This is a genomic window from Natribacillus halophilus (assembly GCF_900100185.1).
GTDB classification, from domain to species: Bacteria; Bacillota; Bacilli; order Bacillales; family Marinococcaceae; genus Natribacillus; species Natribacillus halophilus.
Window position 1 is genome coordinate 16,105 of sequence record NZ_FNEN01000014.1, and the last position, 20,781, is coordinate 36,885.

31 protein-coding genes are annotated in these 20,781 nt (G+C 48.3%); all 31 read right to left on the reverse strand.

The genetic code is table 11. The features are described 5' to 3' along the window. Window positions 1–41 precede the first annotated feature (41 nt). A complete protein-coding gene (gene secY, locus BLS58_RS13275) occupies window positions 42–1,337 on the reverse strand; it encodes a preprotein translocase subunit SecY (protein ID WP_090399283.1) in 1,296 nt (431 codons plus the stop codon). Further along, window positions 1,337–1,777, reverse strand: a complete 441-nt coding sequence (gene rplO / locus BLS58_RS13280) for a 50S ribosomal protein L15 (RefSeq protein WP_090399284.1) — start codon at window positions 1,775–1,777, stop codon at window positions 1,337–1,339. Before rplO ends, secY begins: the two co-directional genes overlap by 1 nt. Before the next feature lie 31 nt (window positions 1,778–1,808). Then, window positions 1,809–1,997, reverse strand: a complete 189-nt coding sequence (gene rpmD / locus BLS58_RS13285; RefSeq protein WP_090399285.1) for a 50S ribosomal protein L30 — start codon at window positions 1,995–1,997, stop codon at window positions 1,809–1,811. 12 nt (window positions 1,998–2,009) lie between these two features. Further along, complete coding sequence (rpsE, locus tag BLS58_RS13290) at window positions 2,010–2,510, reverse strand: 30S ribosomal protein S5 (protein ID WP_090399286.1); 501 nt, start codon at window positions 2,508–2,510, stop codon at window positions 2,010–2,012. An 18-nt stretch (window positions 2,511–2,528) separates the two neighbouring features. Next, the gene (gene rplR / locus BLS58_RS13295) at window positions 2,529–2,891 is read right to left on the reverse strand and encodes a 50S ribosomal protein L18 (protein WP_090399287.1); all 363 of its coding nucleotides are present in this window, start codon (window positions 2,889–2,891) and stop codon (window positions 2,529–2,531) included. Window positions 2,892–2,956: 65 nt separating this feature from the next. Further along, a complete protein-coding gene (gene rplF / locus BLS58_RS13300) occupies window positions 2,957–3,493 on the reverse strand; it encodes a 50S ribosomal protein L6 (RefSeq protein WP_090399288.1) in 537 nt (178 codons plus the stop codon). A 27-nt stretch (window positions 3,494–3,520) separates the two neighbouring features. Further along, window positions 3,521–3,919, reverse strand: a complete 399-nt coding sequence (gene rpsH / locus BLS58_RS13305; RefSeq protein WP_090399289.1) for a 30S ribosomal protein S8 — start codon at window positions 3,917–3,919, stop codon at window positions 3,521–3,523. Between the two features lie 30 nt (window positions 3,920–3,949). Further along, complete coding sequence (locus BLS58_RS13310) at window positions 3,950–4,135, reverse strand: type Z 30S ribosomal protein S14 (RefSeq protein ID WP_090399290.1); 186 nt, start codon at window positions 4,133–4,135, stop codon at window positions 3,950–3,952. 25 nt (window positions 4,136–4,160) lie between these two features. Then, window positions 4,161–4,700: a 50S ribosomal protein L5 gene (gene rplE / locus BLS58_RS13315; RefSeq protein ID WP_090399291.1), complete on the reverse strand. Its 540-nt coding sequence runs from the start codon at window positions 4,698–4,700 to the stop codon at window positions 4,161–4,163. Between the two features lie 25 nt (window positions 4,701–4,725). Continuing rightward, window positions 4,726–5,037 carry a 50S ribosomal protein L24 gene (gene rplX / locus BLS58_RS13320; protein ID WP_090399336.1) on the reverse strand — a complete coding sequence of 104 codons (312 nt, stop codon included), beginning with the start codon at window positions 5,035–5,037 and terminating at the stop codon, window positions 4,726–4,728. A 57-nt stretch (window positions 5,038–5,094) separates the two neighbouring features. Continuing rightward, on the reverse strand, window positions 5,095–5,463 hold the full coding sequence (rplN, locus tag BLS58_RS13325) for a 50S ribosomal protein L14 (protein WP_090399292.1): 369 nt from the start codon (window positions 5,461–5,463) through the stop codon (window positions 5,095–5,097). A 30-nt stretch (window positions 5,464–5,493) separates the two neighbouring features. Beyond that, window positions 5,494–5,757 carry a 30S ribosomal protein S17 gene (rpsQ, locus tag BLS58_RS13330; protein ID WP_090399293.1) on the reverse strand — a complete coding sequence of 88 codons (264 nt, stop codon included), beginning with the start codon at window positions 5,755–5,757 and terminating at the stop codon, window positions 5,494–5,496. A gap of 18 nt (window positions 5,758–5,775) precedes the next feature. Further along, complete coding sequence (gene rpmC, locus BLS58_RS13335) at window positions 5,776–5,979, reverse strand: 50S ribosomal protein L29 (protein WP_090399294.1); 204 nt, start codon at window positions 5,977–5,979, stop codon at window positions 5,776–5,778. Further along, window positions 5,969–6,403, reverse strand: a complete 435-nt coding sequence (gene rplP, locus BLS58_RS13340; protein ID WP_090399295.1) for a 50S ribosomal protein L16 — start codon at window positions 6,401–6,403, stop codon at window positions 5,969–5,971. Before rplP ends, rpmC begins: the two co-directional genes overlap by 11 nt. 2 nt (window positions 6,404–6,405) lie before the next feature. Beyond that, window positions 6,406–7,065 (reverse strand): 30S ribosomal protein S3, encoded by a 660-nt coding sequence (gene rpsC, locus BLS58_RS13345; protein WP_090399296.1) that lies wholly within the window; start codon window positions 7,063–7,065, stop codon window positions 6,406–6,408. Between the two features lie 3 nt (window positions 7,066–7,068). After that, entirely contained in the window at window positions 7,069–7,410 is a 342-nt protein-coding gene (gene rplV, locus BLS58_RS13350; protein WP_090399297.1) for a 50S ribosomal protein L22, read from the reverse strand. A gap of 21 nt (window positions 7,411–7,431) precedes the next feature. After that, window positions 7,432–7,710, reverse strand: a complete 279-nt coding sequence (rpsS, locus tag BLS58_RS13355) for a 30S ribosomal protein S19 (protein ID WP_090399298.1) — start codon at window positions 7,708–7,710, stop codon at window positions 7,432–7,434. A 94-nt stretch (window positions 7,711–7,804) separates the two neighbouring features. Continuing rightward, window positions 7,805–8,647 carry a 50S ribosomal protein L2 gene (gene rplB, locus BLS58_RS13360; protein WP_090399299.1) on the reverse strand — a complete coding sequence of 281 codons (843 nt, stop codon included), beginning with the start codon at window positions 8,645–8,647 and terminating at the stop codon, window positions 7,805–7,807. Between the two features lie 26 nt (window positions 8,648–8,673). Next, window positions 8,674–8,961 (reverse strand): 50S ribosomal protein L23, encoded by a 288-nt coding sequence (gene rplW, locus BLS58_RS13365; protein ID WP_090399300.1) that lies wholly within the window; start codon window positions 8,959–8,961, stop codon window positions 8,674–8,676. Then, window positions 8,961–9,584 (reverse strand): 50S ribosomal protein L4, encoded by a 624-nt coding sequence (rplD, locus tag BLS58_RS13370; RefSeq protein ID WP_090399301.1) that lies wholly within the window; start codon window positions 9,582–9,584, stop codon window positions 8,961–8,963. Before rplD ends, rplW begins: the two co-directional genes overlap by 1 nt. Window positions 9,585–9,612: 28 nt before the next feature. Then, window positions 9,613–10,233, reverse strand: a complete 621-nt coding sequence (rplC, locus tag BLS58_RS13375; RefSeq protein WP_090399302.1) for a 50S ribosomal protein L3 — start codon at window positions 10,231–10,233, stop codon at window positions 9,613–9,615. Window positions 10,234–10,290: 57 nt separating this feature from the next. Beyond that, entirely contained in the window at window positions 10,291–10,599 is a 309-nt protein-coding gene (rpsJ, locus tag BLS58_RS13380) for a 30S ribosomal protein S10 (RefSeq protein ID WP_090399303.1), read from the reverse strand. Between the two features lie 473 nt (window positions 10,600–11,072). Beyond that, the gene (locus BLS58_RS13385) at window positions 11,073–11,387 is read right to left on the reverse strand and encodes a PTS sugar transporter subunit IIA (protein WP_245723178.1); all 315 of its coding nucleotides are present in this window, start codon (window positions 11,385–11,387) and stop codon (window positions 11,073–11,075) included. A gap of 40 nt (window positions 11,388–11,427) precedes the next feature. Next, entirely contained in the window at window positions 11,428–12,729 is a 1,302-nt protein-coding gene (locus tag BLS58_RS13390; RefSeq protein WP_090399305.1) for a PTS sugar transporter subunit IIC, read from the reverse strand. Between the two features lie 13 nt (window positions 12,730–12,742). After that, complete coding sequence (locus BLS58_RS13395; protein WP_090399306.1) at window positions 12,743–13,063, reverse strand: PTS sugar transporter subunit IIB; 321 nt, start codon at window positions 13,061–13,063, stop codon at window positions 12,743–12,745. Continuing rightward, window positions 13,044–13,310 (reverse strand): hypothetical protein, encoded by a 267-nt coding sequence (locus tag BLS58_RS13400; protein WP_090399307.1) that lies wholly within the window; start codon window positions 13,308–13,310, stop codon window positions 13,044–13,046. The genes BLS58_RS13395 and BLS58_RS13400 overlap by 20 nt, the downstream gene beginning before the upstream one ends. A gap of 122 nt (window positions 13,311–13,432) precedes the next feature. Further along, the gene (locus BLS58_RS13405) at window positions 13,433–16,069 is read right to left on the reverse strand and encodes a sigma 54-interacting transcriptional regulator (RefSeq protein WP_090399308.1); all 2,637 of its coding nucleotides are present in this window, start codon (window positions 16,067–16,069) and stop codon (window positions 13,433–13,435) included. 222 nt (window positions 16,070–16,291) lie between these two features. Continuing rightward, the gene (gene tuf / locus BLS58_RS13410; protein WP_090399309.1) at window positions 16,292–17,482 is read right to left on the reverse strand and encodes an elongation factor Tu; all 1,191 of its coding nucleotides are present in this window, start codon (window positions 17,480–17,482) and stop codon (window positions 16,292–16,294) included. A gap of 94 nt (window positions 17,483–17,576) precedes the next feature. After that, on the reverse strand, window positions 17,577–19,658 hold the full coding sequence (gene fusA, locus BLS58_RS13415; protein WP_090399310.1) for an elongation factor G: 2,082 nt from the start codon (window positions 19,656–19,658) through the stop codon (window positions 17,577–17,579). 60 nt (window positions 19,659–19,718) lie between these two features. Beyond that, entirely contained in the window at window positions 19,719–20,189 is a 471-nt protein-coding gene (gene rpsG / locus BLS58_RS13420; RefSeq protein WP_090399311.1) for a 30S ribosomal protein S7, read from the reverse strand. Between the two features lie 38 nt (window positions 20,190–20,227). Then, window positions 20,228–20,644, reverse strand: coding sequence for a 30S ribosomal protein S12 (gene rpsL / locus BLS58_RS13425; protein ID WP_090399312.1), 417 nt, complete (start codon window positions 20,642–20,644; stop codon window positions 20,228–20,230). Window positions 20,645–20,781 lie beyond the last annotated feature (137 nt).

A 20,781-nucleotide genomic window follows, 5' to 3' on the forward strand; every position in this document is an offset into this window, starting at 1 on the left:
CTTACCTCTCCTAACATCTCTTACTTTCCTTTGCCCTGCTTTTACCTAATGAAGCCTGTGTAGCTTCGTTTAATCATTTGGCCTTCGATTTGTTTCATAGTGTCCAGGGCGACACCTACCGCGATGAGCAAACCTGTACCGCCGATTTGGATCGTTTCCGGCAACCCGAGTTGTGTCGTAAAGAACACCGGCAGAATCGCGACCGTAGCCAAAAACAAAGCGCCGACGAAAGTAAGACGGTAAAGGATGCGACGGATATAAAGCTCCGTTGTTTTGCCAGGGCGAATACCGGGAACATATCCGCCTTGCTTTTTCAGATTCTCGGCCATCGTTTCCGGATTAACCTGTACGAACGTATAGAAATACGTAAAGGCAATGATTAACGCGATGTAAAAAAACGCCCCAACCGGTTGCGTGTAATCAAAATTATTGATCACCCATTGGGCAACAGGATTGTCTTCTCCCAAAAAACTTGCAACGGTCGGCGGAAAGATAAATAATGCCATCGCGAAAATGACCGGGATAACCCCCGCTGAATTAACCTTCAGGGGCAAGTGCGTGGATTGCGCGCCTGCCGTTGACTGTCGGCCAACCACTCTCTTCGCGTATTGAATCGGGACCTTGCGCAACGCCTGCTGCACGAACACAATACCGACGATGATCAAAAGAATAGCGAGCCCCAACAGGAGGATGGTAATAATCCCCATGAACAACTGCTCACCCGCGCCTTCGATTTGCGTGGCATAAATTTGATTGAGCCCATTGGGAATACCGGCGACAATCCCGGCAAAAATCATAATCGAGATACCATTGCCTACGCCTTTAGCCGTAATTTGCTCCCCTAACCACATCAAAAATGTCGTTCCCGCTGTCATGATCACGGCAATAAGCAGGAAGGTAGCGATGTTCGGGTCGGGAATGAGCCCTTCAAACTGGGCATTAAAACCAACGGACATAGCTATAGCCTGAATAAACGCCAACACAACGGTAAAATAGCGTGTGAACTGCGCCAACTTTCGCCGCCCTTGCTCCCCTTGCTTCGACCATTCCGTAAACTTGGGTACAACATCCATCCTTAAAAGTTGGACGACAATGGAAGCAGTAATATATGGGAAAACACCCATCGCGAAAATAGAGAAGTTGCTTAAGGCTCCGCCCCCGAACGTATCGAGGAAACCAAACGCGCTTGCTTCTCCCTGGAATTGCAGTACATCACTGTCCGATCCGGGAATGGGGATGAACGTTCCGATCCGGTAAACAATGAGCATGGTCAGGGTAAAGATGATCTTTCTGCGCAAATCCCCTATTTTGAACACATTGGCGATTGCCTTAAACATTAAACCACCTCTGTTCGACCGCCGGCTGCTTCAATGGCCCTTACTGCAGAGGCAGAAAATTTGTTGGCTTTGACCGTCAACTTCGTTTCCAACTCGCCATCCCCAAGGATTTTAATGCCATCGTTTGCTTTTTTGACGGTTCCACTCTCGACAAGCAGTTCCGGCGTAACCTCCGTTCCTTCTTCAAAACGATTGAGGGTTTCTATATTAACGACGGTGTACGTCTTGCGTGTCGGATTTGTAAACCCACGTTTAGGTAAACGTTTGTAGATCGGATTTTGACCACCTTCGAATCCTGGACGCACGTTACCGCCCGCACGGGATTTCTGGCCGTGTTCACCTCGCCCGGCGGTGTTGCTCCGTTTGGAACCGTAACCGCGTCCGGGGCGGATGGCTTTTTTTCGTGATCCTTCGGATGGTTTCAAATCGTGTAGTTTCATTGCTTCGCACCTCCTATCTTGCCAATGGGGGTTACCCGTTGATTTCTTTCACATTTACAAGGTGGGATACTTTGTTCACCATACCGCGAATGGCAGGTTCATCATTTTGAATGACTGAATGATGCAGCTTACGAAGCCCAAGTGTACGAACGGTGACACGTTGATCTTCCGGGCGACCAATCAGGCTGCGGGTGAGGGTGATTTCCAGTTTATTTGCCATTTGTATTCCCTCCTATCCTTTCAATTCTTCAACGCTTTTGCCACGTAGCCTGGCGACATTTTCCGCCGTCTTCAGGGAGCTGAGACCTTGTAGCGTGGCACGCACCATATTGATGGGATTGCTGGATCCGTGTGATTTTGAAAGGATATCATTGACACCGGCGAGCTCAAGAACGCTACGGACAGGGCCACCGGCGATGACACCCGTACCCTCGGCTGCAGGTTTCAACAACACTTTTCCGGCACCATAACGGCCGACGAGTTGGTGCGGAATGGTCGTTCCTACACGAGGAACCTGAATAAGACTTTTCTTGCCGGTTTCCACCGCTTTGCGAATGGCTTCCGGTACTTCATTGGCCTTCCCGACACCAAAACCTACATGTCCGTTATGGTCTCCGACAACGACAACCGCCGCGAAACGAAAGCGACGACCACCCTTTACCACTTTTGACACACGGTTAATGGCGACAACCTGTTCTTCCAAATCCAGCTTATTCGGATCAATACTCATCATTTGTCCCTCCTTCATGCATTAAAATTTCAAGCCTTCTTCACGCGCAGCGTCGGCTAATGCTGAAATACGTCCGTGATAAACATAGCCGCCCCGGTCAAAAATGACATTATCATGTCCCTTGTCAAGCGCGCGTTTGGCGACCAGGCTCCCTACTTGCTTCGCGGCCTCAACATTGCCGCCGTTTTCGAGCTTCAGCTCCTGGTCCAGTGTCGATGCCGCCGCTAATGTTTCGCCTTTCGTATCATCGATGAGTTGCGCATACATATGGCTCGAAGAGCGAAAAACATTCAGGCGCGGACGTTCCGACGTCCCGTGGATCTTCATGCGGAGACGATTGTGTCGGCGCTTGCGCGCCACTTGTTTACTGACTTTGTTCGCCATGAGTGACTTTTCTCCTTTCTGCCTTACTGAGCCTTTAGGCCGCATGCCGTTCTTGCCGGCTCAAGCTATTTACCGGTTTTGCCCACTTTGCTCCGTACTTGCTCACCTGTATAGCGAACCCCTTTGCCTTTATAAGGTTCAGGTTTGCGCACGGATCGAATATCAGCGGCTACGGCTCCGACATACTGTTTGTCAATGCCTCTGACGATCACTGTCGTGTTCGTCGGCACTTCAATTTCAATGCCTTCCGGTTCTGTGATTTCAACCGGGTGGGAATAGCCGACATTGAGCACGAGGTTATTCCCGGATTTTGTCGCACGGTAGCCGACACCAACGAGTTCAAGGCTTTTCGCAAAGCCGTTTGTAACGCCTTCAACCATATTGCCGATCAGGCTTCTCACTGTTCCATGCATAGCACGGTCTTCCTTATGGTTCGACGGGCGATTCGTTGTGAGCATCCCGTCTTCGATCTGGATAGCTATATCTGAATTAAACTGGCGGGACAGCTCTCCTTTAGGACCTTTAACAATCACATGCTGGCCGTCCACAGTGATGTCCACACTTTCCGGTACTTCCAGTGGAGTGACACCGATTCGTGACATTGTCATCGCACCTCCATTCGCTGATTCTTACCATACATAGGCGAGCACTTCACCGCCGACATTGTTCTGGCGGGCTTCTTTATCTGTAATCACACCTGATGAGGTCGAAATAACCGCGATACCCAATCCGTTTAAAACACGCGGAATTTCGTCCGAGTTCGTATAAACGCGCAATCCCGGCTTACTGATTCGTTTTAATCCGGAGATGACACGTTCGTCTCCTTGTCCGTACTTGAGAAAAATGCGGATAACTCCTTGTTTTTTATCATCCACAAATTCAACGTCGCGAATATAACCCTCACGTTTGAGGATTTTGGCCACTTCCTTTTTCAGGTTCGATGCCGGCAATTCCAGCTTATCGTGGCGCACCATATTTGCGTTGCGAATCCTCGTGAGCATATCTGCAATCGGATCTGTCATAACCATAATGATAAACCTCCTTCCATCTCTAGGGCTTTACCAGCTTGCTTTTTTGACACCGGGAATCTGGCCTTTATACGCGAGGTCTCGGAAACAAATCCGGCAAAGCTTAAACTTTTGAAATACGGCGTTAGGGCGTCCGCACCGTTCACAACGCGTATATTCACGAACTTTATATTTCTGAGGCTTTTTTTGTTTCTCGACCAATGCTTTTCTTGCCAAAAAAAGTCCCTCCTTCTATTTGGGATTATCTTTGAAACGGCATGCCCATTTGCGTGAGCAGCTCTTTCGCTTCTTCGTCGGTTTCAGCCGTTGTGACGATCACGATATCCATGCCGCGAACCTTGTCGATTTTGTCGTATTCGATCTCGGGAAAGATGAGTTGTTCTTTCACGCCGAGAGTATAATTGCCCCGGCCATCAAATGCCTTGTTGGAAATTCCGCGAAAATCACGAACGCGCGGCAATGATACATGGATCAATTTTTCAAGGAAATCGTACATACGGGCGCCACGAAGCGTGACTTTCGCACCGATGGGATTGCCTTGGCGCAATTTAAAGCCCGCGATCGATCGCTTTGCTTTCGTGACGATCGGTTTTTGACCTGTGATAAGGGCAAGGTCTTCCACCGCGTTATCAAGCGTTTTAGGATTGGATACGGCTTCACCGACACCTGTGTTGATAACGATCTTCTCGATCTTTGGAACGGCCATGACCGAGGGGTAGTTGAATTGATCGTGCAGACGGGGCACGATTTCATCTGTATAGCGTTCTTTTAAAGCGTTCATTTGCAGGGCCTCCTTTCAGCAAACCTTACTTGTCGATCACTTCTCCGGATTTTTTCGCGACACGTACCTTCTGGCCATCTTCGGTTTTATGGCCAATGCGAGTGGGCTCCCCGCTTTTTGGGTCAATAAGCATGACATTCGATACGTGAATAGGCGCTTCCTCGTTGTCGATGCCCCCTTGCGGGTTATCCTGCGATGGTTTCAAATGCTTTTTCACCATGTTGACCTTTTCTACAAGGACACGTTCGCGACTCGGGAAAGCCTTGAGGACCTCGCCTTCCGCCCCCTTGTCTTTTCCGGTGATAACCTTTACTTTATCGCCTTGTTTAACATGCAGTTTCGGTTGCTGCGCCATTCATTCACACCTCCCTGGTGGATATTTTGCTTGCAGGCTTTATAATACTTCCGGTGCTAACGAAACGATTCTCATATATTGATTCTGACGCAATTCGCGTGCAACAGGGCCGAATATCCGGGTGCCTCTCGGGCTCTTGTCGTCACGAACGAGGACGGCTGCGTTTTCGTCAAAACGGATATAAGAGCCATCCGTACGTCTGACACCGCTGCGAGAACGAACGATGACCGCGCGTACAATCTCACCTTTCTTGACAACGCCCCCTGGTGTTGCATTCTTGACAGCACAGACGATCACATCGCCGATGTTAGCGGTTTTCCGTCCCGTGCCACCGAGAACTTTAATGCATTGTACTTCACGTGCTCCCGAGTTATCGGCAACTTTGAGCCTGGACTCTTGCTGGATCATTTTCATGGCCTCCCTTCAACCAAAGATGTGTTAGATAATCACCGATTCTTCGACGATTTCAACGAGGCGGAAGTATTTATCTTTGGATAACGGACGTGTCTCCATGATTTTGACGGTGTCTCCTACTTTCGCTTCATTTTCTTCGTCGTGCGCCTTGAACTTCTTCGAAGAACGGACGCGTTTACCGTACAGCTTATCTTTTTTATACGTTTCAACGACAACGGTAACCGTTTTATCCATTTTGTCGGAAACGACACGGCCAACCCGTACTTTTCGATGGTTGCGTTCACTCATTTGTCTGCGGCCTCCTTTTTACCCTCGATTTATGCCTAGTTCTCTTTCGCGGAGAACGGTGTTGGCGCGGGCGATATCTTTACGAACATTTCGGATGCGGGCAGGGTTCTCCAACTGACCGGTCGCCAGTTGAAACCGAAGGTTGAACAGTTCTTCTTTCAGTGTTTTTGCTTCTTCCTCGATCTCCGTCGTTGTTAAATCGCGAATCTCTTTAGCCTTCATTTGCCTCACCACCCATTTCGTCACGTTTGACAAACTTGCATTTGATTGGAAGTTTGTGCGCGGCAAGACGCAAGGCTTCACGTGCCACTTCCTCATCGACGCCTGCAATTTCAAACATGATTTTGCCGGGTTTGACAACCGCTACCCAGCCTTCAGGTGCCCCTTTACCGGATCCCATCCGGACTTCCAGAGGTTTCGCTGTGTATGGTTTATCCGGAAAAATCTTAATCCAAACTTTACCGCCACGTTTCATATAACGCGTCATCGCGATACGCGCGGCTTCGATTTGCCGGTTTGTGATCCAGGATGGTTCGAGGGCTTGCAAGCCATACTCCCCAAACGAGATCTCTGTGCCACCTTTGGCACGACCACGCATGCGCCCACGCATTTCACGACGGTATTTCACACGTTTAGGCATTAACATGATTAGTTGCCTCCTTCGTCTGTATGATCACCTTTCGTGGGAAGGACCTCTCCACGGTAGATCCATATTTTTACTCCGATTTTCCCATAAGTTGTGTCTGCTTCTGCTGTTCCATAATCAATATCCGCACGTAGCGTATGCAATGGGACCGTTCCTTCACTATAACTCTCGGAACGAGCCATATCAGCACCGCCGAGACGACCGTTCACTTCGGTACGAATGCCCTTGGCGCCGGCGCGCATCGTTCGTTGAATAGATTGTTTCATGGCACGGCGAAATGATACCCGATTTTCCAATTGGCGCGCGATATTTTCGGCGACGAGTGTCGCGTCCAGGTCTGGCTGTTTGACTTCGGAAATATTAATGTGCACACGTTTACCGGTAAGGGCGTTGAGATTCTTTCGCAAGGCTTCCACTTCAGATCCACCTTTGCCGATCACCATTCCGGGTTTTGCCGTGTGAATATTAATATTCACTCGGTTTGCCGCACGTTCGATCTCAATCATGGACACCGATGCATCGCTCAGACGATTCTCGATATATTCACGGATTTTAACGTCTTCGTGCAGCAACGACGCGTATTCTTTCTCTGCGTACCATTTGGATTCCCAGTCACGGATGACGCCGAGCCGAAAACCAATAGGATTAACTTTTTGACCCACGCTTTATCCTTCCTCCTTTTCTGAAACTACGATTGTAATATGACTCGTCCGCTTGTTGATCCGTGATGCACGCCCCATCGCTCGCGGGCGGAAACGTTTAAGGGTAACACCTTCATCCACATAGGCTTTGCTGATCACTAGATCTTCAGGTTCCATTTCATAATTATGCTCCGCATTTGCGACAGCCGAGTTGAGAACCTTCTCAATGGTTGGCGATATGCCCCTGGATGTGTGCCTTAAAATGGATATAGCTTCTCCAACGTCTTTCCCACGCACAAGGTCGATGACCAGTCGGGCTTTACGAGGAGCGACACGAACCTGTTTCGCAACAGCTTTGGCTTCCATTGTAGTGAACCTCCTCTCTCGTTAACGTCGTCTCGTCCTTTTGTCATTTTTGTCGTGCCCGCGATACGTTCTCGTCGGTGCAAATTCGCCGAGTTTATGACCGACCATATCTTCCTGGATATAGACAGGCACGTGCTTACGGCCATCATAAACAGCAATCGTATGACCGACGAAGTTCGGGAATATCGTCGAACGGCGTGACCACGTTTTAATCACACGCTTGTTATTCTCATCCATGGCTTCTACTTTCTTCATCAAATGATCATCGACAAATGGTCCTTTTTTCAAACTCCGACCCATCTTTTTGTTTCCTCCTTTCACTCTTGGAGTAATGACGCGTAAATAGCGCCGCCTCAAACGATTCGTTTAAGGATTTGGCGCTAAACGTCCGCGTTTACTTCCTTTTCTTTTTACCTCGGCGCTGAACAATATATTTGTTCGACTCTTTATTACCTTTTCTCGTCTTATAGCCAATGGTCGGCTGAGCCCAAGGAGATACAGGAGCATCTCGTCCGACGGGTGCTCGCCCTTCACCACCGCCGTGGGGGTGATCAGCAGGGTTCATGGCAAAACCGCGTACCGTAGGTCGTGTGTTGAGCCAGCGGCTGCGCCCGGCTTTCCCGATATTAACCTGTTCATTTTCAAGATTACCCACCTGTCCGATGGTTGCACGACAAGTCGAGAGTATTAGGCGCCTTTCGCCGGATTTCAAACGCACGAGCGTGTACTTGCCTTCACGTCCGAGAATTTGGGCGTGAGCACCGGCTGCGCGTGCCATTTGTCCGCCTTTTCCAGGTCTCATCTCGATATTATGGATGGTTGTACCCACCGGAATATCTTTGATTTCAAGGGCGTTGCCAACTTTAATATCCGCGTCTGAGCCTGAAAATACGTTATTTCCTACCTTAAGTCCATTAGGGGCAAGGATATACCGCTTCTCACCATCTACATAATGAATGAGCGCGATATTCGCCGAACGGTTCGGGTCGTATTCGATTGTGGCTACTCGTCCGGGTACGCCATCCTTGTTGCGTTTAAAATCAATGATCCGATATCTGCGCTTATGACCACCGCCTTGATGACGAGTAGTGATCCGTCCATGATTGTTCCGCCCGGCTTTTTTCGACATGGGCGCGAGCAAGGAACGTTCCGGTTGATCCGTTGTGATTTCGGAGTAATCTTTTCCGCTCATAAAACGTTGTCCGCCGGTTTTCGGTTTATAACGCTTGACTGCCATCGTTTTTCCCTCCTCTGCTATAGAAATTAAACCTCATCGAAAATTTCGATCTCATCGCTGTTCTCGGTCAGTGTGACAATCGCTTTTTTACGGGCGGGTTTATACCCTTCGTAACGACCGAAGCGGCGAAATTTTCGTTTGTAATTCATCGTGTTGACTTTATCTACGTCGACTTCAAAGATTTCCTCGACCGCTTGTTTGATCTGCGTTTTATTCGCCTTGAGATCCACTTCGAACGTGTATTTTTTTTCTTCCATGAGATCGGCAGAGCGTTCCGTAACGACGGGGCGCCTAATCACATCACGTGCATCCATTAGCCAAGCACCTCCTCTACCTTCTCCGCAGCCTCTTTCGTGATGATCACCTTGTCGTGATGAATCACATCCAGCACATTCACGCCGTTTGCGGAAAGTGTTTTTACATTCGGCAGGTTGTTGGCTGATTTTACAAGGTTTTCATTATATTCCGCGGTTACGATAAGCGTTTTTTGCTCCGCGGAAAGGCTGGAAAGAATAGTCACCATATCTTTTGTTTTCGGAACGTCCAGACTAAGTTCGTCAACGACGGTTAGGGCATCTTCCTGTACTTTTGCAGACAGTACCGATCGAAGGGCCAAGCGGCGAACTTTCTTCGGGAGTTTATAACCGTAATTGCGTGGGGTCGGTGGAAATATGACACCGCCTCCCGTCCATATCGGCGAACGGTTGGAGCCGTGGCGCGCGCGTCCGGTTCCTTTTTGGCGCCATGGTTTGGCACCGCCGCCGCGAACCTCGGAACGCGTTTTCGCTTTTTGGGTTCCTTGCCGAAGAGACGCTTGTTGCATCACGACCGCGTCATGCACAACGCTTTCGTTCGGCGTAATTCCGAAAACGGTATCCGCGAGTTCTGCATCACCGACTTGAGAGCCGGTTTGGTTGTATACCGTTACTTTCGGCATGATGGTTCCTCCTTTCTTTCAGACGTTATTAATCTACGCTTTTCACTTTTACATAACCTTTTTTAGGTCCCGGCACATTCCCTTTAATGAGCAATAGATTGCGACCTTCATCAATTTGCACGACTTCAAGATTCCGAACCGTTACTTGATTGCCGCCCATCTGTCCGGGAAGTTTTGTCCCCGGTGCCACTTTAGAAGTGTCAATAGGGCCCAATGCACCTGAACCTCGATGGTAACGGGAACCATGTGATTTCGGACCGATCGAGTAATTATGACGCTTGATCGAACCCTGGAACCCTTTGCCTTTGGAAACACCTGTGACATCAATGGTGTCGCCTGCTGCAAATGTATTTACGCTGACTTCCTGACCAACTTCGTGATCTGCAAGTTTCAGATTGCGAAATTCACGGACGTAGCGCTTGGGTGCCGTGCCGGCTTTTTCGGCATGGCCTTTTTCCGGTTTTAAGGCACGTTGTTGTTTTTTATCATCCGTACCCAGTTGAACCGCATCGTAACCATCATTTTCCTGAGTCTTCAACTGCATGACGATATTCGGATCTGCCTGAACGACCGTTACAGGAACGACGTCGCCGTTATCGCTAAATACCTGCGTCATGCCGATCTTTCTGCCCAAGATTCCTTTGGCCATCAGTCACACCTCCTGTTAATATTTTAATTGAATTGTTATTGTTCTCGCCCGCTACATTTAGAGCTTAATCTCAATATCGACACCGGAAGGCAAATCCAGACGCATCAAGGCATCTACCGTTTGCGGTGTTGGGCTGAGAATATCAATAAGACGTTTATGGGTTCGCATCTCGAATTGTTCACGAGAATCCTTAAACTTGTGGGTGGCGCGTATAACGGTATATACGGAGCGTTCGGTCGGCAGCGGTACAGGACCGGCTACTTTCGCCTCTGAACGCTTGGCCGTTTCCACAATTTTAGCGGATGATTGATCGAGAATACGATGATCATACGCCTTTAAGCGAATGCGAATTTTCTCGTTTGCCATGTTTCTTCCTCCTTTTCGCCTGATTTCCAGACATACTCCGTGAAAATTTCCCCACACCCGCCATGGCAAAGGAGCCGGGTGTATCGGGCAACCTTTCACTTCATCGCTTTATGCAACGAAAAAAGGGAGGTCCGTGCGGAGGGCTCCCGTCTTCTGTCACACCTTAACTATTATAAAGGTTGCAAGTACTGATTGCAAGTGCAAATTTGCGTTTTGCCGGAATTTGTTGCAAGTGAAGCTGAGCAAACGTTTAATTAACGTTGATGGTGGCTCATCTACGGACGCTTTTTACGGACAATTTTTACCGCTTGTCCCCTCGGTTCGTCCTAATAAACGCCTCATTCGGACAATGTTTGACGATCAGCCCTTTCTGTTGTCCGAATAAATGACTGGCAACAGTTAATGATTATTCCTTCAAATAATCAAAAACAGCAAGCAGCGGCAGTCCGCGTACTTGCTGTTCCTTTCCTCGGCTATTTTTCCAGAGCGGATACTCTCTGTTTGAGCGCACTCGTTTCACGATGCTGGTTAATCAAACGTTTAATTAACGCGAGTTCCGCCTGGGCTGTCATCAAATGATCTTGCGCGTGGATCATAAAGAAAGAAGGGATGGCCTCATCATCCTGATGGGAAATCAGTTCTGTCTGATATTTATGTCCGGCCACAAATTCTTGCTCCGCTTCTTCCAATTTTGCCTCTGCTCCTTCAAAATCTTCTTCCTCGGCTGCATCCAACGCTTCATAGGCAGCTCCGCGAGCGTTGCCGCCATGCAAAATTAATTGGGTCATCGTTTTTTCGTAATCGATATTGATTCACCTCTTTATTCGCTTATTCCTTCGCGTCAGTTTGTTGTTGCGCTACCAACTGCTTTTCATAACGTTTAAAGAATGGATAGTATATAATCGTGGCCACCACAACGTTTATGACCTGGATCAAGACAGCCATAAATGATCCGCCCGTTGCCAAAAATCCACCGAAACCAAGCGGCACCGTAAATGGCGGTTGCACGACCACGGGCGGCAGTACCCCCGTCGCGAACATAATGTAGTTGATGGTAACAACAACGACCGGCGCTATCACGAACGGAATCATCATGATCGGGTTGAGCACAATCGGCAAACCGAAAATCAATGGTTCATTGACATTAAAGATCGATGGAACGATCGCTGTTTTTCCTACTTGTTTAATTTGAATCGAGGCCGAAAACACCATAAATACAGCTAAGCCTAAAGTGACACCCGAACCACCGATATGCGTGAACATATGGAAAAAGGGTTCAGTCACAATACCCGTTGCTTCTTCACCAGCAGATACCGCATCAGCATTCGCGGCAAGTTGACTCATCCAGAACGGATAGACCACCGAAGACACCACGTTCATGCCATGGATACCCATGCTCCATAAGACGACCATCAATAAAATCATGACGAGCGCTGCCCAATAGGTGTTCGACGCCGTTACCAACGGTTGAAAAATGGCCATGACCGCTTGCGGCAAGGTAAGATCAAAATTCGCATACACGATCCACTGCAGGAGCCATACCAATGGCAAAATAACCATAAATGGAATCAACACGCGAAAAGATCTCAACACATAAGGCGGAACACTCGACGGCATTTCAAAGGTGAACCCTTTTTTAATGAAAAAATTCATCAATTCCGTCACGAGGATACTTAAAATAATCGCTACAAATAAGCCCTCTCCACCAAGAAATTCGAGCACTTGTCCAAATTCGACTTGTTCAATATCGACGACCGGGAACGCTGACATGAAAAAGGCGAGCATCGACAAGATACCTGCCATGACAGCATCCATATCTTTACGTTGGCCGAGACTGTAGCCGACCCCGAAAGCAACGACTAAAGCCATCAAACCAAAGGTTAAGTTAAAGGGGAATAACAATTGCGCCTGTATTGGTTCAACCGCGTTCACCCACGCATCGACGAGCGGCCCCAACACCGGCATCCCGCCAATTTCAGCCGGCGGGTTGGCGATGATCAGGAAAATGGAACCGGTGATAATGACCGGCAATGCAAAAATAACAAAGGCATCCCGAATCGATTGCAAATATATATTTTGCGCAATCTTACCGAGCGGTTCCATCAAATGGTCTTCCAGCCATTGAATCATCAGGGATACCTCCTTATTTTTCAGCTAATTTCAATGCTTGATCAAGGACCTTTTCCCCGTCCATAAGCGCAAACGCGGTCTGGTCGACCAATTCTACCGGGACATTGTGCGGTTCCGCGATGCGGGTGACTTCTTTTCGCAAATGTCGCACTTGCGGTTCAAGCAAGGCTACATCGTAATCGGCCGCTCTATCTTTAAAGTCTCCTGTTCCTCCTGCGTAGATATCGGCTGTGATCCCTCTTTTCTCAGCCGCTTCCTCCACTTTTTTCCCAAGTTGACTGGATGTTGCTCCCCAACTACATAAAATAATGACCTTAATGGACTGTTCTGCCATTTCGCTCACTCCTCTTATTTTTGAATTTCGCAGATAAAATTTCCTCGGCCTTCTCGTCCACCACTTTGTAATGGCTCATCAGCCATCTCGAGAACCATGTCGTTGCGAGAAGGAGCACCGTAAAGCCGATGCCAAACAGAAAAAGTTGCAGAACATTCGGTTGCCCGGTGATGTACTGATGAAGCGTATAGCCATTCCAAAATATAATAAACGCCAATGTGTACCAAAAGGATATCTTTCTTAGCACATGTATGCCTCCTTTCTTTTTTATCATTTACTATTAATGCAATTTCCATGCCAAAAATAAAGAGCCCACCATTGTGGGCTCACTTAACGTATTTATAATGTGTGCAACTCTACTTGCACACATTACCTGGCTAGTTTCATCGTTGCTCGCACGAACGAGGGGGCAATCGAAACGTTAAACGCTTGTTCCAAGTTGAATATGAGCGGCTCCCAAACCGTTTTCTCAGCATCATCATGCTGAAAATCAGTGTCCATCGGCATCGTTTTCTGCAATTCTTCCATTTCCCCATGCATTCTCGCGTTCATGATCCGATCCAATAGAACACCTATGTGCATCCCCATACCAAGAGCGCGGCTGTCATCCCAGCCATAATACGCTTGTATCGGCGGAAAATATTCGTCTAGTATGGCACAAAACAAGCGTGGATTGACATTGGTGACGATTTCAGCCAGCCCGGTCTGGATCGCACGATACCCTTCCTGATGGTGTTGTTTAACCGTTTCTCCCGATAATGTGGCATAAGGACGGGAGACTTCCAATAATTTGAACAGACGAGACGTGCCTTCTTGCTTAAGGAGCTCCCACGCGGGAATAAAAGGAATCTCGTCCATGGAGATATAAACCGTACCTATAATCGCCACGATCTCATAATAATCTTTTAACTGATACAAAATGGACGTATCCCTAGAGACAGGATCCATCCGCACGGATCGAATGACAACGTCTGAATCTGCACCGGTAAGCTGATCTGTTAACCATTCCTCAAGCAATTGCGCCGCGCCTTCTCCTGTAAAACATACGGTGGCGATCATACGCTTTTTTCGGGGAGTCGTCTCTGCGTCGTCTTCACGCATGAACATTGTCATTGCCTGACGAGCCGATGTATAAACATCTTCAACAGCAATATCCTGAACGAGAGATTTACGTCCAGCCTCCATCACCATTGGCATATTCACACAAGGCAAGGTGAATACAGGTACTTCCCATTCGTTATAAAAGGTATCCCCCAACGTCACCAACGACCCCATGTCTACAAGCAAGAGAACCCCCTCGTACGTATTGGATGCAAGCGCTCTATCAATGAGAGTTCTTACCTCTTCATAAGTCTCTTCCGCCGATTTTTCCAGGGGCATATCGACGGATTGAATGACCTCGGCTCCCAGCAATGTATTGGTCACTTCAGCCATCGACGAAGCTGCGGAACGACCATGGGTGACAAGCAGCACAAAGATCGTCTGCGTGTTTGGTAACGATTGTGATTGCTCTCCGGGTGTCAAAAAATGAGCCAGCAGTTCCACTTCATCATCCGGGAGCTTGAGACCGATCGTCTCTATAAGATATTCAGCCAGGCGAGAAGCCGCGTGCCGATCTTCCGGTGAGGCTTTTGAAAAAGATGGAAGTGTCTGGTTATTTTCCCGACCATGATTGCGCAAATTTTGCAAGTGCAGGCCAATCACGCACATACTATGTTCATCAAGTTCTCTTTTAATCTGTGGTGAAAGAACGGTTGGCGCTCGTTGCAGTGCATAGAGCAAATCTTCATCAACAAGATCATGCCACGCATCATAGGAAAAAGCAGCTTTAGGATAGCGAGCGGTTAAATCCGCGATATATTGATTGACGACGTCCTGAAGTGAAGAGTCAACGGCCATAACTCCCGCAGAAGATAATTGTACGCGTTTATTGTTTAACCGTTGATAGATGTTGGGGAACGGAAAATTCCATTCTCCTTTCATCTGCTCATTTTCCAGGGAAAATGAAGAAGGCCGGTCGTCCATTTTTATGGAAATGTCCTCAGCTCGAACAACCACTTGCGAAAAGTCTGTATTTAAATACCGCAAATAAGCTCTTGCACAGGCAATTTGGATATCACTTTTCAGCTGACCGATATTACCCGGGCAAGAATAAGACAGCAGCTCCTCTCTACCTGCGTCTTCCATCGTTAAGTCAGCATCCATTTGAACTGCTTCCTGCTGCAAAAACAGATCCAATAACATTTCCCTCTCTGCACGACTGCGTACACGCAGAGGCGGAACGGTTAACGTAACGGAAAACCTTCGCAGCAGCGTGGTTAAGAGCGCACGCTCCGGATTTTCGGTCGTTGCTCCGATAAATGTTATATTTGCCTGTCGTTCACGGGTAGCTTCACCCAACCGACGATATACGCCTTTATCAATCAGGTAAAATAACATTTCCTGTCCGGAAGAAGATAAACGATGAATTTCATCCAAAAAGAGAATACCGCCATCCGCCTGTTCGACAAGACCGGGTTCATCCTGAACAGACCCTGTGAAGGCCCCTTTTTTAATGCCGAAAATTTGTCCGACCAATAATTCCGGGTTCTGGGCATAATCCGCACAATTAAAGGTGATGAAAGGGGTGGACGGTTTAATATACCCTTCCTGTACAGCCAATTTATATAAACGTTCAGCAAGATATGTCTTCCCTGTCCCTGTTTCTCCGGTAAAGAGAATAGGTAACGACTGAAAGGGATAAGCGAGGGCGGCGAGGCTTTGTTGGACCAACGGCTGCAAACTCTCCCCAACCTCTTCATATGAGTAGGATGTTTTCCGGCGATAACGCACCGGTTTTCCGGTAATCTTTTCTGCTTGTCCATTTTGAAAAAGGTCATTTAAATAACGACTGGCGGTGGAGCGGTTTATATGCAAGGCACCTGCGATGTCTTCAGCGCTGACGCCTTGTGGCTTCAACTCTGAAATTTCTTGCAGTTTTTTTGTTACGGTTTCCTTTCTACTCATGTTGTTTCACCTTATTCATTCTTCTTTACCCTCAGTTTACCATGTATCAGCCATTGCGCCTATTAATCAAACGCTTGTTTAAGCATAAAGAAAACTTGGCTTATCGCCAAGCCTTTAAGGCGATAAGCCTTAGTTGCACTTATGCAGGATAAGAAAGTGGTTTATACTTTCTTACCTGCCAAAAAAAAAGCACCCCGCGGGGTGCTCTTTTTTCAAGGTCTGTTACTTCACGATTTCCGTAACCACGCCGGAGCCTACTGTACGGCCGCCTTCGCGGATGGAGAATCTCGTGCCGTCTTCGATGGCAATAGGTTGAATAAGATCAACGGACATTTCTACGTTGTCACCGGGCATGACCATTTCTACACCTTCGGGTAGGTTGATAATACCGGTAACGTCCGTTGTACGGAAGTAGAACTGTGGACGATAGTTTTGAAAGAATGGGGTATGACGCCCACCTTCATCTTTAGAGAGAACATAAACTTCCGCCTTGAATGACGTATGCGGTGTAATAGAACCAGGCTTTGCAAGTACCTGTCCACGCTTAACATCCTCGCGTGCTACACCACGAAGCAATGCACCGATGTTGTCGCCAGCCTCGGCATAGTCAAGGATCTTGTGGAACATCTCGACACCTGTAACGGTTGTCTTTCTTTTTTCTTCATCGATACCGAGGATCTCGACTTCGTCACCGCTGTTGAGCATGCCACGCTCAACACGGCCGGTCGCTACCGTACCGCGGCCGGTGATCGAAAAGACGTCTTCAACCGGCATCATGAATGGCTTGTCTGTATCGCGAGCCGGGGTCGGGATATAGTTGTCGACCTCTTGCATCAGTTCGACGACTTTTTGTGTATGCTCTTCGTCACCTTCGAGAGCTTTCAACGCAGAACCGGAAACGACCGGAATGTCATCTCCCGGAAAGTCATATTCGGACAGAAGATCACGGACTTCCATTTCCACAAGCTCAAGAAGTTCTTCGTCATCCACCTGGTCAACCTTGTTAAGAAAAACGACGATGGACGGCACGCCTACGTTACGGGAAAGCAGAATGTGCTCACGTGTTTGCGGCATAGGGCCATCAGCTGCGGATACCACAAGAATGGACCCGTCCATTTGCGCGGCACCTGTGATCATGTTTTTCACGTAGTCCGCGTGCCCCGGGCAATCCACGTGCGCGTAGTGACGCGTCTCTGTTTCGTACTCAACGTGAGATGTGGCAATGGTAATGCCTCGCTCTTTTTCTTCAGGTGCGTTGTCAATAGCATCAAAGGCCATGACGTCACCTTCGCCTGATTGTTCATGAAGCACTTTCGTAATCGCTGCCGTCAGTGTCGTTTTTCCATGGTCAACGTGCCCGATGGTGCCAATGTTGGCATGCGTTTTCGACCGATCAAATTTTTCTTTTGCCATTGCAAATTTCCTCCCTTAAGTTCAGGTTTTTTATGAAGCAAGAAAGCATGATCGTTGCTGATCTGCTCTCTCAACTTTAATGTTTGTCAGGTGATTACTCACCGGTGTTTTTCTTGACGATCTCTTCGGATATGCTTTTAGGCACTTCCGCGTAGTGATCGAAGAACATCGAGTATGTTCCGCGACCCTGGGTGTTGGAACGAAGGGTTGTCGCGTACCCAAACATTTCTGCCAACGGAACATAAGCGGTGATAATTTGCGCATTTCCCCGTGCGCCCATGCCTTCCACACGTCCACGCCGTGAGGTAATATCTCCCATCACATCACCCATGTACTCTTCCGGAACAATGATATCAACTTTCATCAAAGGTTCCAGGAGAACGGGCTGGCAATAGGATTTGGCTTCTTTAAGCGACATGGATGCCGCGATTTTAAACGCCATTTCGTTTGAGTCGACATCGTGGTACGAACCATCAAATAAACGTGCTTTAACATCGATCATCGGGTATCCTGCCAACAGACCGTTTTGGAGCGCTTCCTGAACGCCCTGCTCCACAGAGTTGATGTATTCCCGCGGAATAACTCCGCCGACAATGTTGTTCTCGAATTCAAAACCGGCACCTGTTTCATTCGGGCTATACTCAATCCATACATGTCCGTACTGTCCGCGGCCACCGGATTGACGAATGAACTTCCCTTCACAGTCCGCAGACGCTTTAATCGTTTCACGATAGGACACTTGCGGGGCACCGACAACAGCTTCCACCTTAAATTCACGCTTCAGACGATCGACGATGATATCAAGATGAAGTTCACCCATACCGGATATCACGGTTTGCCCCGTTTCCGTATCTGTATAGGTTTGGAACGTAGGGTCTTCCTCGGAAAGTTTCCCGAGCGCAACCCCCATCTTATCCTGATCCGCTTTCGATTTCGGTTCGACGGACAAGGAAATCACAGGTTCCGGAAAGTCCATGGACTCGAGGACAACATGATCCCCCTTCTCATCACAAAGTGTATCACCTGTTGATGTGTCTTTCAAACCGATACCTGCCGCAATATCCCCGGAATAAACCGTCGTGATTTCTTCACGTGAGTTGGCGTGCATTTGGAGAATACGACCGACCCGTTCACGTTTGTTTTTTGAAGTATTCTGCACATAGGTCCCTGCTGAAAGCGTACCTGAGTAGACCCGGAAAAATGTAAGTTTGCCGACGTAAGGGTCTGTCATAACCTTAAAGGCAAGGGCTGAAAACGGGCCTTCATCATCCGCTTCCCGGGTCACTTCTTCTTCGCTCTGCGGTTTAAAACCTTTAATGGCAGGAACATCCGTAGGCGCGGGCAAATAATCAATGACGGCATCAAGCATCAGTTGCACACCTTTGTTTTTAAAGGCTGAGCCACAAAGAACCGGATAAAATTCAATATCCAGGGTTGCCTGTCGAATGGCTTTGACGAGATCCTCGTTATTGATTTCTTCGCCTTCCAAATACGCCATCATCAGGTCTTCGTTGAATTCCGCAGCTGCTTCGATGAGTTGTTCGCGGTATGTGTCCGCTTGCTCCCGGTATTCGTCGGGAATCTCACGTGCTTCTGCTTCCCTTCCCAGATCGTCAAGATAATAATATGCTTTCATCTCGACAAGGTCAATGATTCCTTCGAATTCATCTTCCGCACCAATCGGCAACTGTATGGCGTGGGCATTCGCTCCGAGACGGTCCCTTAATGTACTGAGTGAGTAGAGAAAGTCCGCGCCTACTTTGTCCATTTTATTAACGAACACAATTCTCGGCACATGATACGTCGTTGCCTGGCGCCAAACCGTTTCCGTCTGGGGTTCAACCCCTGACTGCGCGTCAAGGATGGCAACAGATCCATCCAGCACACGCAGGGAACGTTCCACTTCCACTGTGAAGTCGACGTGTCCGGGGGTGTCGATGATATTAATACGATGGTCTTTCCATTGGGCTGTCGTTGCCGCGGAAGTGATCGTAATACCGCGATCCTGCTCCTGCGCCATCCAGTCCATTTGGGAAGCGCCTTCGTGTGTTTCTCCAATTTTATGAGTACGGCCGGTGTAGAACAGCACCCGTTCCGTCGCCGTCGTTTTACCGGCATCGATGTGAGCTGTGATGCCGATATTACGTGTTTTCTCCAAGGAGAACTCTCTTGACATGGCTTCCACTTTCTCCTTTCGTCCATTTCTACTGATTTTCATAAATGGAGAGCGGGATGATTACCAGCGATAATGGGCAAATGCTTTATTGGCTTCGGCCATACGATGAATGTCCTCCCGTTTTTTAACCGCTGCACCAGTATTATTGGCTGCATCCATAATTTCATTGGCCAAACGCTCTTCCATCGATTTCTCGCCACGTAAACGCGCGTAGCTTACCATCCAGCGTAAACCGAGCGTCGTGCGACGATCAGGCTTCACTTCGATGGGCACTTGATAGTTGGCGCCACCGACTCGGCGTGCCTTAACCTCAAGTACCGGCATAATATTTTTCAACGCCTGATCAAAGATCTCCATCGGGTCCTCGCCGCTTCGTTCACGGATTAAATCGAAAGATTTATACAGGATATTTTGAGCTTTCCCTTTTTTGCCATCTATCATAATACGATTGATGAGCCGAGTCACCAGTTTGGAATTATAAATGGGATCGGGCAGCACTTCACGACGAGGTACGGGGCCCTTTCTAGGCATGCTTTATCCTCCTTTCTTGCTTCAGCTGATCATGATTTTTATCTTTTCTTTCCTTTTTTCGTTCCGTATTTGGAACGGCCTTGTTTACGATTCTGGACACCTGCTGTATCCAGGGCACCGCGGACGATGTGATAACGAACACCCGGAAGGTCTTTGACACGGCCTCCGCGAATAAGCACAACGCTGTGTTCCTGCAGGTTGTGGCCAATACCCGGGATATAGGCTGTAACCTCGATCCCGTTCGTCAGACGAACACGGGCGTATTTACGCAAAGCTGAGTTTGGTTTTTTCGGTGTCATCGTACCCACACGTGTACATACCCCTTGCTTTTGCGGAGAAGATTGATTGGTCGGCACTTTTTTGATGCTGTCAAATCCTCTATTAAGCGCCGGAGCGTCCGATGTCTGCGGCTTGGTTTGACGACGCTTGCGGACAAGCTGGTTAATCGTCGGCATCTGTTTTCCTCCTTTCTCATTCCTTTTCGATTCGTGATATTCCACGTTCAATTATCGTTGAACCCCTGTCTCAGGCGGTCTTTCAAGACCACTGTTCCAGGTGTTCACACAAGGGCAAAAGGAAGGGTCTTACCAGA

Coding starts and splice junctions, on each gene's coding strand:
- secY (WP_090399283.1), bottom strand. CDS start 1,337: ATGTTTAAGGCAATCGCCAATGTGTTCAAAATAGGGGATTTGCGCAGA.
- rplO (WP_090399284.1), bottom strand. CDS start 1,777: ATGAAACTACACGATTTGAAACCATCCGAAGGATCACGAAAAAAAGCC.
- rpmD (WP_090399285.1), bottom strand. CDS start 1,997: ATGGCAAATAAACTGGAAATCACCCTCACCCGCAGCCTGATTGGTCGC.
- rpsE (WP_090399286.1), bottom strand. CDS start 2,510: ATGATGAGTATTGATCCGAATAAGCTGGATTTGGAAGAACAGGTTGTC.
- rplR (WP_090399287.1), bottom strand. CDS start 2,891: ATGGCGAACAAAGTCAGTAAACAAGTGGCGCGCAAGCGCCGACACAAT.
- rplF (WP_090399288.1), bottom strand. CDS start 3,493: ATGTCACGAATCGGTGTCACTCCACTGGAAGTACCGGAAAGTGTGGAC.
- rpsH (WP_090399289.1), bottom strand. CDS start 3,919: ATGGTTATGACAGATCCGATTGCAGATATGCTCACGAGGATTCGCAAC.
- rplE (WP_090399291.1), bottom strand. CDS start 4,700: ATGAACGCTTTAAAAGAACGCTATACAGATGAAATCGTGCCCCGTCTG.
- rplN (WP_090399292.1), bottom strand. CDS start 5,463: ATGATCCAGCAAGAGTCCAGGCTCAAAGTTGCCGATAACTCGGGAGCA.
- rpsQ (WP_090399293.1), bottom strand. CDS start 5,757: ATGAGTGAACGCAACCATCGAAAAGTACGGGTTGGCCGTGTCGTTTCC.
- rpmC (WP_090399294.1), bottom strand. CDS start 5,979: ATGAAGGCTAAAGAGATTCGCGATTTAACAACGACGGAGATCGAGGAA.
- rplP (WP_090399295.1), bottom strand. CDS start 6,403: ATGTTAATGCCTAAACGTGTGAAATACCGTCGTGAAATGCGTGGGCGC.
- rplV (WP_090399297.1), bottom strand. CDS start 7,410: ATGGAAGCCAAAGCTGTTGCGAAACAGGTTCGTGTCGCTCCTCGTAAA.
- rpsS (WP_090399298.1), bottom strand. CDS start 7,710: ATGGGTCGGAGTTTGAAAAAAGGACCATTTGTCGATGATCATTTGATG.
- rplB (WP_090399299.1), bottom strand. CDS start 8,647: ATGGCAGTCAAGCGTTATAAACCGAAAACCGGCGGACAACGTTTTATG.
- rplW (WP_090399300.1), bottom strand. CDS start 8,961: ATGGATGCACGTGATGTGATTAGGCGCCCCGTCGTTACGGAACGCTCT.
- rplD (WP_090399301.1), bottom strand. CDS start 9,584: ATGCCGAAAGTAACGGTATACAACCAAACCGGCTCTCAAGTCGGTGAT.
- rplC (WP_090399302.1), bottom strand. CDS start 10,233: ATGGCCAAAGGAATCTTGGGCAGAAAGATCGGCATGACGCAGGTATTT.
- rpsJ (WP_090399303.1), bottom strand. CDS start 10,599: ATGGCAAACGAGAAAATTCGCATTCGCTTAAAGGCGTATGATCATCGT.
- BLS58_RS13385 (WP_245723178.1), bottom strand. CDS start 11,387: ATGACCCAATTAATTTTGCATGGCGGCAACGCTCGCGGAGCTGCCTAT.
- BLS58_RS13390 (WP_090399305.1), bottom strand. CDS start 12,729: ATGATTCAATGGCTGGAAGACCATTTGATGGAACCGCTCGGTAAGATT.
- BLS58_RS13395 (WP_090399306.1), bottom strand. CDS start 13,063: ATGGCAGAACAGTCCATTAAGGTCATTATTTTATGTAGTTGGGGAGCA.
- BLS58_RS13405 (WP_090399308.1), bottom strand. CDS start 16,069: ATGAGTAGAAAGGAAACCGTAACAAAAAAACTGCAAGAAATTTCAGAG.
- tuf (WP_090399309.1), bottom strand. CDS start 17,482: ATGGCAAAAGAAAAATTTGATCGGTCGAAAACGCATGCCAACATTGGC.
- fusA (WP_090399310.1), bottom strand. CDS start 19,658: ATGTCAAGAGAGTTCTCCTTGGAGAAAACACGTAATATCGGCATCACA.
- rpsG (WP_090399311.1), bottom strand. CDS start 20,189: ATGCCTAGAAAGGGCCCCGTACCTCGTCGTGAAGTGCTGCCCGATCCC.
- rpsL (WP_090399312.1), bottom strand. CDS start 20,644: ATGCCGACGATTAACCAGCTTGTCCGCAAGCGTCGTCAAACCAAGCCG.